At 72.7% G+C, this 12847-nt stretch carries 9 protein-coding genes; 5 read left to right on the forward strand and 4 right to left on the reverse strand.

The annotated features are described in order from the left end of the window. Window positions 1-122: 122 nt before the first annotated feature. On the reverse strand, window positions 123-1274 hold the full coding sequence (locus ABZU32_RS27525) for an acyltransferase (RefSeq protein ID WP_354851109.1): 1152 nt from the start codon (window positions 1272-1274) through the stop codon (window positions 123-125). Window positions 1275-1700: 426 nt separating this feature from the next. Between ABZU32_RS27525 and ABZU32_RS27530 the strand changes: the two genes are divergently transcribed. Then, window positions 1701-2954 carry an acyl-CoA dehydrogenase family protein gene (locus ABZU32_RS27530; protein ID WP_354926453.1) on the forward strand — a complete coding sequence of 418 codons (1254 nt, stop codon included), beginning with the start codon at window positions 1701-1703 and terminating at the stop codon, window positions 2952-2954. A 252-nt stretch (window positions 2955-3206) separates the two neighbouring features. Here ABZU32_RS27530 and ABZU32_RS27535 read toward each other — a convergent pair whose 3' ends face one another. After that, window positions 3207-4037 (reverse strand): methyltransferase domain-containing protein, encoded by an 831-nt coding sequence (locus ABZU32_RS27535; protein WP_354926455.1) that lies wholly within the window; start codon window positions 4035-4037, stop codon window positions 3207-3209. Window positions 4038-4455: 418 nt separating this feature from the next. On the opposite strand from ABZU32_RS27535, the gene ABZU32_RS27540 reads away from it, so the two are divergent. The 4 genes from ABZU32_RS27540 (at window position 4456) to ABZU32_RS27555 (ending at window position 10298) form a co-directional block, all read left to right on the forward strand. After that, window positions 4456-6006, forward strand: a complete 1551-nt coding sequence (locus tag ABZU32_RS27540; protein WP_354926457.1) for a class I SAM-dependent methyltransferase — start codon at window positions 4456-4458, stop codon at window positions 6004-6006. A gap of 113 nt (window positions 6007-6119) precedes the next feature. Further along, a complete protein-coding gene (locus ABZU32_RS27545; protein ID WP_354926459.1) occupies window positions 6120-7505 on the forward strand; it encodes an FAD-binding oxidoreductase in 1386 nt (461 codons plus the stop codon). A gap of 281 nt (window positions 7506-7786) precedes the next feature. After that, window positions 7787-7996, forward strand: a complete 210-nt coding sequence (locus ABZU32_RS27550) for a heavy-metal-associated domain-containing protein (protein WP_354851123.1) — start codon at window positions 7787-7789, stop codon at window positions 7994-7996. A 40-nt stretch (window positions 7997-8036) separates the two neighbouring features. Then, window positions 8037-10298: a heavy metal translocating P-type ATPase gene (locus ABZU32_RS27555; RefSeq protein WP_354926461.1), complete on the forward strand. Its 2262-nt coding sequence runs from the start codon at window positions 8037-8039 to the stop codon at window positions 10296-10298. Window positions 10299-10468: 170 nt separating this feature from the next. Here ABZU32_RS27555 and ABZU32_RS27560 read toward each other — a convergent pair whose 3' ends face one another. Beyond that, on the reverse strand, window positions 10469-11623 hold the full coding sequence (locus ABZU32_RS27560) for an acyl-CoA dehydrogenase family protein (protein ID WP_354851130.1): 1155 nt from the start codon (window positions 11621-11623) through the stop codon (window positions 10469-10471). Window positions 11624-11719: 96 nt separating this feature from the next. Continuing rightward, a complete protein-coding gene (locus tag ABZU32_RS27565) occupies window positions 11720-12472 on the reverse strand; it encodes a glucose 1-dehydrogenase (protein ID WP_354926463.1) in 753 nt (250 codons plus the stop codon). Between the last annotated feature and the right edge of the window lie 375 nt (window positions 12473-12847).

Consider the following 12847-nt stretch of genomic DNA (forward strand, 5'->3'; position numbering starts at 1 on the left):
CCGCCTTTCCCTCTTGGTGGCCTCCCCGGTAACCACCCCCGCGGGCCCGCGCGCCGGCCCGGCCCCCTAGGGCCCCGGGGGGGCCGGCCGGCCGGCGGGGCCCCCCCGCGCCGCGGCGGACCTCAGCGGGCCGCCGGGGGAGCCGGGTCGACCGGCACCTGTTCGGGCAGGTCGGGGGAGGAGGCGGGCGGCATCGGCAGCGGCACCCCCGGGCCGGTCCTGCCGTTGCGCGAGGAGGCGAAGCGCCGCATGATCGGCCGTTCCACCAGCGAGTACAGCGCCCACGACAGGCCCAGCGTGATGCCGGCCAGCACGGCCATCATCCCGAAGGCCGCCGGGGTGCTCCAGCCCTGCATGTTGCCGAACCACTGGCGGACGTAGATCAGCACCAGGAAGTGCCACATGTAGAAGGCGTAGGACACCTCGCCGAGCCACACCATGACCTTGCTGCCGAGCCAGTTCGTCCGCCGCTCGGCGTCGCCGACGGCGCCGGCCGCGATGATCAGGCCGAGCGGGACGACGGAGACGGCCACGACGTCGAAGCCGATCGGGAACTGCGGCGCGACGGCGTACAGGACGATGCCCAGGGCGAGCGCCCCGCCGAGGCCCACCGGCAGCCGCCTGCCGGTCATGACGATCCTCGCCAGGATCATGCCGAACACGAACTCCAGCATCCGGACCGGCGGGAACTGCATGACGAACCACATCTCCAGCTCGGTCATGCCGAAGCCGGGGATGGGAGGCTGGGCCGGAAGCAGCTTGGCCACCAGCGGGACGGCGAAGATGGCCAGCACGGCCAGGCCCGCGTACCCCCACAGCCGCTCGGGCCTGATGCGTCCGATGTAGCGGGCCAGCAGCGGGAAGCACAGGTAGAACAGCGCCTCACACGACAGCGACCACGCGGGGGAGTTGAACGCCGTCCTGACGCTCAGGTTGGGGACGTAGGACTGCAGCAGCAGCGCGTGCAGCAGCGCCGTCCCGCCGTCGATGGCCTGCTTGCCCACCCAGCTCACCAGCACCAGCGCGGCGGCCAGCGTGATGATGTAGTTGGGGTAGATCTTCAGGAAGCGGCGGCGCAGGAAGGTCGCCGTGGTGTCGGAGGACCGCGCGGCGTAGGTCAGGACGAAGCCGCTGAGGATGAAGAAGTAGGAGACCGCCGCCCAGCCGCCCTGGATGACCACCGACATGTACGTGCCGGCGAACGCCGCGGAGGCGAACAGGCTCGCGCCGATGGCGTGGGTGAGGAAGACCATCCCCGCGGATATGAACCGCATTCCCGTCAGCGACGGAAGCCGGGACGGCAGGGCTACAGGACGGGAACCGACGGATTGCGATAACTCCACCATTAGACGCACCTTCTCAAGTTCTGGCCGGCTCAGGCTCGATCAGCGGGCGGCCCGGCGTGCCCTTTCGCGCGGTCGATCGGGGAGCCACCGTTCATCGATCGGCAGGACTTGACCATTGCATCCCCGCGTACGGCGCCGCATTTTCCAAATTGCGGTCTTGGCGCGCGGCGGCGCGGTTCCCGGCGCGTACGGGAAACGGGTCCGCGCAGGTCAGTGGCCCCGTTCCCGTGCCGGCCCGGCGGGGAGGGGGCGCACACCGCATTCCAGGAGATGCCCGCGCGGCGGGCGGCGGTGAACGCTGGGCTGCACGGCACGATTCCCCGTCAGCCATTCGAGATGAAGGACTGCGCGCCAATGGCAGTGGCCACGAATGTTACCGAGCACGGAGTCGTCCTCCCGTCCGAGACCGCCCTCACGCCGGCCGAGATGGTCGCGCGAGCCGAGGCCATCGCGGCCACGCTCGTCGACCGCCAGGCCGAGACCGAGGAGCGCACCTTCTACGCGCAGGACACCCACGAGGAGTTCCTCCGGGCCGGCTTCTACCGCATCCTCGTCCCGCGGCGCTACGGCGGCCTGGAGTACGGCATCGACACCTTCATGCGGGTGACGATGGCCCTCACCAGGGGATGCCCGTCCACCGGCTGGATGTACTGCCTGGGCCACGCCCACGCCCTGGTCGTCGCCTCGCTGTTCGAGGAGCGCGCGCAGTCGGAGATCTTCGCGGGCGGCGACTTCATCTGCCCGGCCACGGTCGCGCCGAGCGGCACGGCCGAGCGCACCCCCGGCGGCGACTGGGTGCTCAACGGCACCTGGGGCTACAACTCGGGCGCGCCGTACGCGACGCACTTCATCGGCCACACCCTGGTGTCCCCCGGCGAGGGCCTGCCGCCGTCGCCCATGATGTTCATCGCCGAGCGCAGCCAGTGGCGCCGCCTGTCCGACTGGGGCAAGCAGCTCGGGCTCAAGGGGAGCGGCTCGCACAGCATCACCATGGAGAACGGCGTCGTCCCCGGCCACTTCACGCTGGACACCCACGTCAGCCAGGTGGACGTGTCCAAGGGCACCCCGGGGCGCACGCTGCACGGCAACCCCGAGTACGGCGGCGGCCAGCTCAGCTTCATGGTCATCGAGGACGCCATCCTCGCCGTCGGCATGGCGCTCGGCGCGCTCGACGCCTTCGAGGACCTGATGCGCAGCCGCGTCGCCCTGTTCCCGCCGAACCTGCCCCGCACCCAGGACCCCGACTACCAGTTCTGGTACGGCCAGGCCGCCGGGATGATCGCCACCGGCGAGGCGGCCGTGCTGAACGCCGTCCAGCAGTGGCGGGAGATCTGCGCGCTCGGCCCCGCGGCGGTCACCAAGGAGGTGGAGATGCGCATCGCCGCCATCTGCCACCAGGTGGTGGACCTGTGCTGGCACGCGGTCGAGAACTACCTGTTCCCGACCGCCGGTTCCAGCGCCGTGCGGCACGGTGAGCGCATCGAGCGGGTGTGGCGGGACATGTCCATGTTCCACAGCCACGCCGGCTTCGCCGTCTTCCTGTCCACCATCGCCAAGCGCGAGCTGGCCAAGGCCCGCTTCGGCGTGGAGGACCACGCCCACGCCTGACCCGCGCACGGGTCCCCGCGACCCTGCCGGCCGTGCCCACCGACGACGCTGCGCACGGCCGGCAGAGAACGTCCATCCGCCCCGCACCGCCGGCGGAGAACCTCCATCCGCCGCGCACCGCCGGCGGAGAACACCTCGAGAGCACGTCCAAGAGCGCACAGCGGCGAAGACCCGCGTCCCCCGGCCTGCCGGTGGGGGACGCGGGTCTTCGCCGTGGGAGGACCGCCCGCCGCAGGACGGGCGGCCGCCGTGCTAGCGGCTCGGCTTGCGGGCCGAGACGATGACGTACCCGATCTGGTCCTTGCGCGGGGCGAAGAAGCCCAGGTGGCGGCGGGAGAACTCGGCCAGGGCCTCCTCGCCGAACTTGGCGGCGATCGAGTCCCGGTGGTCCATGGCGGCCTTGATGTACTTGCTCTTCTTGCCGAACACGCGCGGGCCGCACTGGGTGTACTCCTCGACCTCGAAGCCGGCCCGGCGCGCGTGCTCGATCCACTGCGCCAGCGTGGGCAGTTCGCGCAGCTTCAGCGTGCTCATGAACCGGCGCACCCGCGCGGGCTCGGAGTCGGACTCCAGGCTGAAGTCGGAGAAGGAGATGCGGCCGCCGGGGCGCAGCACCCGGAACAGCTCCGACAGCACCCGCCCGAGGTCGGGGGCGTTCTGCAGCGACTCCAGCGCCAGGACGGCGTCGAAGGACCCGTCGGGGTAGGCCAGCTGGGTGTAGTCGCCGTACTCGAAGGTCACCCGGTCGGTCACCCCGTTGGTGACGGCGCGCTCGTTGGCCTTGTCGATCTCGAAGGAGCTGACGGTGATGCCGGTGACGCGGGCGCCGTAGTTCCTGGCCAGGAAGACCGCCGTCTCGCCCGGCCCGCACCCGGCGTCCAGGACGCGCTCGCCCGGGCGCAGCCCGAGGGTCTCGGCCACCTTGCGGCTGATGCGGTGGACGGCGTCCTTCAGCGGCGCGTCGTCGTCGTTGTCGTACCAGTACCACATGTGCAACTGGCCGTCGCGCAGCTCGTCGCCGATGGGGGAGCGCTCGTCGTAATGGGTGCCGATGGCGGCCGAGTCGATCAGTTCCCTGGTCATCAATCCCTCATTCCAGACGATGGGCGGCCGGTGGCGGGGCACGCAGAAGGGCCGGGGCGGCCGGCGGCCCGAAGGGATGCCGTCCCGCGGCCGAGGGCGAATGCGGACGCGTTTTCCCAAGGCTCATGGTGACCGCGCGGAGCCCTTTCACGCATCTCCGCGGTTGCTGCCTGCGGGCGGCATCAGGGCAGCTCGGAAGGGGGGTCGGCGGTAAGCACGCTCGGAGAAGACTCCCCGCCGGGCCGGTGCGAAGATTTTCGTGGACGCAATTCTCGCCGGACCGGTACCGAGCCGTCCTGGCCGTGGAAATCGGCCACCCGGCGGTGCGCATCGAAAAGTGCACATTGGGCGCGGCCGGCGTACGCCGGCGATTCCAGCCGTGCGGCCGCCCATTCTCCCTTCGTGAAAGGACGCGCACATGAGTGTTGCCACCACGGGGCCCGCTGTCGCCGAACTGCTGACCGATTTCACCACCGCGGAGCCGGCGAGCCTGGAGGCGGACTTCCACCGGCTGGTCTCGGCGCTGTGGCACCGTGGGGAGGCGGGTGACCGCGCCCTGACGGCCGTTCCCGCGCTCGTGGCCGCGCTGGACGAGGCCGGCGACGACCGCAAGGGCCACCTGGCCGTCCTTCTCGGGCTGCTCGCCGAGGCCGAGTACCCGGCCATCGACGGCCCGCTCAACGCGGCCGTCCGCGAGGGCCTGGACCGCTACCTGGACCTGCTGGCCCGCACGGGCAAGGACCGGCCGCTGACGCTCGCCCTGCTGTACCTGGTGTCGCACTTCCCCGGCGACCGCGAGCGCATCCTCGCCGCCGTCGCGCCTCTGGAGCTGAGCCCCCCCGACCAGAGCCGGCTCGTGCGCGGCCTGGCCTCGCTCGACTACGACGACCCCGACATCGGCCGCATGTGGCCCTCCCCGTCGGTGTGGGACCTCAGCGCGGAGGACCTGGAGTTCCACCGGCAGCAGCTTCGCGCGCTCACCACGGCGCAGATCACCACGAACTGGGAGAACGACACCCGGATGCTGTGGGCCTACTCGGGCGCCATGGCGTATTGGGCCGTCCGTCACGGCATGCCGGTCGACCTCCCGCCGGCTCCCGGGACCGGTGAGGCGCCGGCCCCCGCCGCCGAGCTCGGCATCGAGACCTTCACCCAGTACGCGGACGTGCTGCGCTGCACCGCCTGCTCCGGCTCCGTCGAGTTCGACGGCGAGGTCGTCCGCTGCCCGGCGTGCGCGGTCCGCTACCCGATCGCCCTGGGCATCCTGGACCTGTCCGACGGCATCAGCGAGGCCACGGCGGACCTGCCGCACGAGGCGACCGCCAACCTGCTGGCCAAGCTCGCCGAGATGCCGAGCCTCGGGGTGTACTACGAGAAGGTGCTGCGCCCGGCCTACCTGCGCATCGCGGGGGCCAACTGGGGCGGCGCGGTGACCCCGCAGGTCGAGGACGACTACATCACCCGGCAGATCCGCCCGGTGGACGGCCCGGTGCTGGACCTCGCCTGCGGCGCCGGGCGGTGGACCACCGTGGTCGCCGCGGCCGTCGGCCAGGAGCGCCTGGTCGGCGTCGACATGGGACTGCCGATGCTCACCGTGATGCGCGGCAAGCTTCCCCAGGTGCCCGCGGTGCGGGGAAGCGCGCTGAACATCCCGTTCGCGGACGCCACCTTCGGCGCGGTGAACTGCTGGAACGCCCTGCAGGCGTTCCCCGACGACGCGGCGGACGCCATCGCGGAGGTCGGACGGGTGCTCAGGCCGGGCGGCACGTTCACGCTGATGACCTTCCTGTTCGACACCGACCCGATCGCCCGCCACTTCCAGGAGTCGCACTACTTCCCCAGCCGCCCCGAGGGCCAGTTGCTGTTCACCATGGAGGAGCTGGAGCGGTGGCTGGCCGACGCCGGCATGTCCATCGCCGACTCCTCGGGCCCCGGCAGCTTCGCCTTCATCACGGCCGTCCGCGGCTGACCGTTCCCGCCGGCCGCCCGCGGCCGACTCTGCATCATGGCCGTCCGCGGCCGGCCCTTCCGGCGGCCGCCCGCGGCCGGCTCTTCCCACGACCGAGCTGGAGGCAGGCGGCGATGACCACGGTGAGCGAGCGGGACACGGGCGTCTCCCTGCCCGGCGAGGCGTCCTACGAGGCCGCGACCCGGGTGTTCAACCTGGTCGCCCCCGCGCGGCCCGCCGCGGCGGTGACCGTGCGCACCCTCCAGGACGTCCGGGCCGCGCTGCGCTTCGCGGCGTCGGAGCGGATGCCGGTGCGGGTGCACACCACCGGGCACGCCTCGGCCACGGCACGCCCGATGGACGGCGCCCTGCTCATCCGGACCCGGATGGAGGGCGCCGTCGAGATCGACGCCTCGCGCCGGGTGGCCCGCATCCCCGCGGGGACGCTCTGGGGCGCGGTCGTCGAGGCGGCCTCCGCGCACGGCCTCACCCCGCCGCACGGCTCCTCGCCCGACGTGGGCGTCGTCGGCTACCTGCTGCGCGGCGGCATGAGCTTCTACAGCCGCAAGGTCGGTCTGGCGGTCAACAGCGTCCGCGCCGTCGAGCTCGTCACCGCCGACGGCGAGCGGCGCCGCGTGGACGACACCACCGACCCGGAGCTGTTCTGGGCGCTGCGCGGCGCGGGCGGCGGCTTCGGCGTCGTGACCGCCGTCGAGGTGGACCTGTTCCCGGTCGCCAAGGTGATCACCGGCGCCGCGTTCTGGCCGGCCGCCCACGCCTCCGCCCTGCTGCGCGCCTGGCGCCGGTGGACCGAGGACGCGCCGTGGGAGGTCGCCACCTCGGCGCGGGTGATGAACCTGCCGGCCCTGCCCGACGTCCCGCCGGTCCTGGCCGCCGGGCCGGTGCTGTGCGTGGACGGCGTGGTGCTCGCCGAGTCGGACGGGGACCTGGCCGTGGCCCGCGAGCAGGCGGAGGACCTGCTGGGCCCGCTGCGCGCCGTGGCCGCCCCCGTGCTCGACACCTGGGAGCTCACCGACCCGGCCGGCGTGCTGCAGGCGCACATGGACCCCTCCGACCCGGTCCCGATCGTCGGGGACCACATGCTGCTCGGCGAGATCGGCGACGAGGGCGCGGAGGAGCTGCTGCGGGTGCTCGGCCCGGGCTCCGGGTCGCCGCTGGTCGTCGCGGGCCTGCGTCAGCTCGGCGGCGCGTACGCGGTGCCCCCCGCGGCGGGCGGGGCGCTCGGCCACTTCGACGCCCGGTACGCCTACTCGGGCGCGGGGGTGCCCGACGGCGGGCTCACCCGTGAGGCGATCCTGGAGCACTGCGCCACCGTGCGGGCCGCCCTCGCCCCCTGGGACACCGGCCGCACCGCGCCCACGTTCGTCGAGCGGCTCGACCAGCCGCAGGGCCACCTGAGCGGCGACCAGGTGGCCACCGCCGACCGGGTCCGCCTCCGCGTCGACCCCGAGGGCCTGTTCCGCCACGACGCCCTCCCGGCGACCACCGCCCTGATCTGACGGCCGCCCCTGATCGGACGGCCGTCCCGGTCCGATGGCCGTGCAGGTCGTGGCGTCGGACCGGCTGGGGCTCGCGTTCACCGACGCCGGCCGTGGGCGGCGGTGACCTGCCGGTATCGTCGGTAACAGGCTCACCTGCGAGTGTCTCCGTCCCGGCCCGGCCGTCCGCCGCGAGAGGCGGTCCCGGGCGTGTCACCGCGCCCCGCGGGAAATACGGTACAGGGGTATGGTGTTGTCGTAGAGGAGAGCGAATCGGCTCATCGACGACAGGAGTGATCACGTTGACCACCACCACCTACACCGTCAAGGGCATGACCTGCGGCCACTGCGTCAGCTCGGTGAAGGAAGAGGTCGGCGAGGTGCCGGGCGTCACCGGCGTCGAGGTCGACCTGCCCACCGGCCTGGTCACGGTGCGAAGTGAGGAGCCCCTGGACGACGCCGCGGTCGCCGCCGCCGTCGAGGAGGCCGGCTACGCGGTCGTCAGCGGCTGAGGGGTCGACACCGGGCCCCGCCCGGACGAGGGGGAGTGCGATGGCTTCGATCACCGACCACGACCGGCCGGACGCCGGCGGCTCGGTCGAGCTCTCGATCGGCGGCATGACGTGCGCGTCGTGCGCCAACCGCATCGAGCGCAAGCTGAACAAGCTGGACGGCGTGACCGCGACGGTCAACTACGCCACCGAGAAGGCCAAGGTCACCTTCCCCGAGGGGCTGGAGGCCGCGGCCCTGATCGCCGAGGTCGAGAAGGCCGGGTACACCGCCGCGCTGCCCGCCCCGCCCAAGGTAGCGCGGCAGGCCGCCGAGACCGAGGAGCAGGCGGAGGCCGCGGAGCCGGCGCCGTTGCGTCAGCGGCTGGTCACGGCCGTGGTGCTGTCGGTCCCGGTCGTGGCGATGGCGATGATCCCGCCGCTGCAGTTCACCTACTGGCAGTGGATCTCGCTGACCCTCGCCGCCCCGGTCGTGGTGTACGCCGGGTGGCCGTTCCACAAGGCGGCCTGGACGAACCTGCGCCACGGCGCGGCGACCATGGACACGCTGGTCTCGCTCGGGACCATCGCCGCCCTCGGCTGGTCGCTGTGGGCGCTGTTGTTCGGCACCGCCGGCATGCCGGGGATGCGGCACCCGTTCGAACTGACCATCCAGCGCACCGACGGCTCGGGGAACATCTACCTGGAGGCCGCGGCGGGGGTGACGGCTTTCATCCTGGCCGGGCGCTACTTCGAGGCGCGCTCCAAGCGGCGGGCGGGAGCCGCCCTGCGCGCGCTGATGGAGCTGGGGGCCAAGGACGTGGCCCTGCTGCGCGACGGCGCCGAGGTGCGGGTGCCCGCCGACCGGCTCACCCCCGGCGACCGGTTCGTGGTGCGGCCGGGAGAGAAGATCGCCACCGACGGCGTGGTGGAGGAGGGCTCCTCGGCGGTGGACGCCTCCATGCTGACCGGCGAGTCGGTGCCGGTGGAGGTGCGTCCAGGCGACGCCGTCACCGGGGCGACCGTCAACGCCGGAGGCCGCCTGGTGGTCAGGGCCACCCGGGTCGGCGCCGACACCCGGCTCGCGCGCATGGCGCAGCTCGTGGAGCAGGCCCAGACCGGCAAGGCCGAGGTCCAGCGGCTGGCCGACCGCATCTCGGGCGTCTTCGTGCCCATCGTGATCGTGCTGGCGCTGGGCACGCTGGGATTCTGGCTGGGCTCCGGGGCCGGCGCGGGCGCCGCGTTCACCGCCGCCGTCGCCGTGCTGATCATCGCCTGCCCGTGCGCCCTGGGGCTGGCCACTCCCACCGCGCTGCTGGTCGGCACCGGGCGCGGCGCCCAGCTCGGCATCCTGATCAAGGGTCCGGAGGTGCTGGAGTCCACCCGGGCCGTCGACACCGTGGTGCTGGACAAGACCGGCACCGTCACGGAGGGTCGGATGACCCTCACCGAGGTGCACGTCGCCGACGGCGAGGACGAGGCCGAGGTGCTGCGCCTGGCGGGGTCGCTGGAGCACGCCTCCGAGCACCCGATCGCCCAGGCCGTCGCCCGCGGCGCGGCCGAGCGGGCCGGCGGGCTCCTCACCCCGGAGGACTTCGCCAACGTCGAGGGGCTCGGCGTGCAGGGGCTCGTGGACGGGCACGCGGTGCTGGTCGGCCGTCCCCGGCTGCTGGCCGAGTGGTCCCAGCACCTGCCCGCGGACCTCGAACGGGCCGCGCGCGACGCCGAGGCCGCCGGACGCACCGCGGTCGCCGTCGGCTGGGACGGGCGGGCCCGCGCGGTGCTGGTGGTGGCCGACGTGGTCAAGCCGACCAGCAAGGAGGCGATCGAGCGGCTTCGCGGCCTCGGGCTGACCCCGGTGCTGCTGACCGGCGACAACCAGGCGGTGGCCCGCTCGGTCGCGGGCGAGGTGGGCATCGAGGAGGTCATCGCCGAGGTGCTGCCCGCCGACAAGATGGAGGTGGTCAAGCGCCTGCAGTCCGAGGGCCGCACGGTCGCCATGGTCGGCGACGGCGTCAACGACGCCGCCGCGCTCGCCCAGGCCGACCTGGGCCTCGCCATGGGCACCGGCACCGACGCCGCCATCGAGGCCTCCGACCTGACGCTGGTCCGCGGCGACCTGCGGGTGGCGGCCGACGCCATCCGGCTGTCGCGGCGCACCCTGCGCGTCATCAAGGGCAACCTGTTCTGGGCCTTCGCCTACAACGTGGCCGCCCTGCCCCTGGCCGCGGCCGGCCTGCTCAACCCGATGATCGCCGGAGGGGCCATGGCCTTCTCGTCGGTCTTCGTCGTCTCCAACAGCCTGCGCCTGCGCCGGTTCCGGTGACCCGTCCCTGACCGTCCGCCCGCCCCGAGACGGCGGCGGCCCGCTCGCCCTGTGGCACGTGCCCGCCGGATCGTCCCGCACACGCGCGAGAAGGCGTCCCCCTGGGCAGGGGGACGCCTTCCGGCCGCCGGAGGGGGTGCCCCTCGCGGAGCGCGAGGGGGGCGCCGGCGTCAGGAGAGGCCGAGCTCGCGGGCGATCAGCATGCGCTGGACCTCGCTCGTCCCCTCGCCGATCTCCAGGATCTTGGCGTCGCGGTAGAACCGCGCGACGGGGAAGTCGTTCATGAAGCCGTAGCCGCCGAAGATCTGCGTCGCCTCGCGGGAGTTGTCCATGGCGGCGTTGGAGGCCACCAGCTTGGCGATCGACGCCTCCTTCTTGAACGGCTCGCCGCGCAGCAGCTTGGAGGCGGCCTGGTAGTAGGCCAGCCGGGCGGTGTGCGTGCGCGCCTCCATGTCGGCGATCTTGAACTGGATCGCCTGGTACTCGCCGATCTTGCGCCCGAACGCCTCGCGCTCGCGGACGTACCGGACGCACTCGTCCACGCACCCCTGCGCGAGCCCGACGCTGACCGCCGACAGGGCCAGCCTGCTCTCGTCCAGGATCGACAGGAACTGCGCGTACCCGCGGCCGCGCTCGCCGAGCAGGTTGTCGGCCGGCACCCGGCAGTCGGCGAAGGCCAGCTCGTGGGTGTCGGAGGCGCACCAGCCGACCTTGGAGTACTTCGGCGCCACGGTGAAGCCGGGAGTCCCGGAGGGCACGATGATCGCCGAGATCTCCTTGCGGCCGCCCTCCCGGGTGCCGGTGACCGCCGTGACGGTGACCAGCCGGGTGATGGAGGTGCCGGAGTTGGTGATGAACGACTTGCTGCCGTCGATCACCCAGTGGTCGCCGTCCAGCGTGGCCCGCGTGCGCGTCGCGCCGGCGTCGGTGCCGCCGCCCGGCTCGGTCAGCCCGAACGCGGCCAGCGCCTCGCCCGCGCACAGGGAGGGCAGCCAGCGCTCCTTCTGCTCGCGCGTGCCGAAGCGGTACAGCGGCATCGCGCCCAGCGACACCCCGGCCGACAGGGCGACGGCCACCGAGGAGTCGACGCGCGCCAGTTCCTCCAGCGCCACGCACAGGGCGAGGTAGTCGCCGCCGCCTCCGCCGTACTCCTCGGAGAAGGGCAGGCCGAACAGCCCCATCCGCGCCATCGTGGCGACCAGCGGGTAGGGGAACTCCTCGCGCTCGTAGTACCCCCCGATGACCGGGGCGACCTCCTCGTGGGCGAACTCCTCGACCGTCTTGCGCAAAGCTTCGTACTCGTCGTCCAACCGGAAGTCGATCACTGGTCTCCTCGCATGGTGGCACGGCGGCCAGGGTGGCGAAGGGCCAGGAGAGGGCCGCCGGGGCGGGGGGAGCCGAGGCGGCCCTCTCCGGCCCGGTCAGAGGGGGACGGAGGTGGTCAGGCCGCCGTCGACGACGATCTCCTGACCGGTGATGTAGGAGGCGCGGTAGGACAGCAGGAAGACCGCGGCGTCGGCGACGTCGGCCGCGGAGCCGAGCCGGCCGAGCGCCACGTGGCTGCGGCACTCCTCCTGCGCCTCCGGGGTGGTGGAGATCGCCTCGAACATCTCCGTCACGATGTAGCCGGGGCTCACGGCGTTCACCCGGATGCCGCGCACGCCGAGGTCGGGCGCGAGCGTGCGGGCGAGGTTGATCACCGCCGCCTTGGTGGCCGCGTAGACCGAGGTGAAGGCCAGACCGCGGTGGGTCAGCCAGGACCCGTTGATCACGATGGAGCCGCCGTCCCGCAGCAGGGGCAGCGACTTCTGGATGGTGAAGTAGACGCCCTTGAAGTTGACGCCGACCAGGCCGTCGAAGTCCTCCTCGGTGACGTCGGCGCTGCGGGAGAACCCGGCGACGCCGGCGTTGGCGAACACGCCGTCCAGGCCGCCGAAGCGCTCGCCGATCCGCGCCGCCAGGCGGTCGAGGTCGGCGGTGCGCGAGACGTCGGCGGGGACGGCCAGGACGCGGTCGCCCGCGTCGAGGTCCTTGACCGCGGACTCCAGCCGGTCCTCGCTGCGTCCGGCGAGCACGACATCGGCGCCCGCGTCGAGGAGCCGCTGCGCGGTGGCGAGGCCCATGCCGCTGCCGCCGCCGGTGATCAATACCGTCTTACCTGTGAACTCGGCCATGCGGTCAGGGTCACATCCGCGCCTCTTCCGGCACATCTCCAGAAATGCTTTTCACCGATTTCCTGCGGTTATCCGGTACTTCCAGGAGGGGTTCCCGGCGGGCGCCGCGCGGCTTCCGGGCAATGGTGCGATGAATTGAGGGCGGTTACGGCCCGGCGCGCCGAATTACCGGTGACCCGCCTTTCCCATCAGGAACTCCGGCACCGGTGCGCGGCGCAGCACAGCATTTCGGGAGATGCGACGCCGCGCGATCGGGCGTGACGATGTAGCGGTGCTGACCGGCGGATGGACCGTTTCCCCGCCGCAGGGTCAAGGAAGGAGCCTGCCGTGCCTCGTACCCGTGGCTAGCATCGCCATCGGCATGCCGTCACGAGC

This window comes from Sphaerisporangium sp. NPDC005288 (assembly GCF_040607475.1).
Classification (GTDB): domain Bacteria; phylum Actinomycetota; class Actinomycetes; order Streptosporangiales; family Streptosporangiaceae; genus Sphaerisporangium; species Sphaerisporangium rhizosphaerae.